Genomic DNA, 388 nt, shown 5'->3' with positions numbered 1-388 from the left:
TGAACCTGGAGCGTTTAGCTCTGACTCCATAAAGAATACTGAGGAATATCCTTGAGGGTCTGAAGTGATCGCCCCCATTGCTGCTGCAAACCCTCCTTGGGACATTCCAACAATGCCGATGTTTTCAGTGTCTACATTCGGCAGACTTTTCAAATATGAAAGGCCGGCTGGGCCTCCGGCCCCATGGTCGAGATTTTTCCCGGTAGATCTCCCATGCCCGCTCATATCCATGGAAAGAACTACATATCCTCTTCGTGCAAATTCCAACGCTGTATTCGCCATATGGTTTTTTTGATTGTTCAAACCATGAATGGCAAGGATCGCCGGCGCTTTTCCTGCAATACTCTTGGGTGTATACAGGTAGGCACTTACCTTAAAGCCGGGAGCG

General features: G+C 48.7%; 1 protein-coding gene. It reads right to left on the bottom strand.

The window, feature by feature from the left end:
- Positions 1 to 388 (bottom strand): alpha/beta hydrolase family protein (locus tag B3F49_RS00230; RefSeq protein ID WP_293908465.1); only part of this gene is annotated, 388 nt, incomplete at both ends.

Origin of the sequence: Sphaerochaeta sp. UBA5836, from assembly GCF_002432845.1 — a bacterium.
GTDB lineage: Bacteria > Spirochaetota > Spirochaetia > Sphaerochaetales > Sphaerochaetaceae > Sphaerochaeta.
This window is presented reverse-complemented; position numbering and strand designations above follow the sequence as displayed.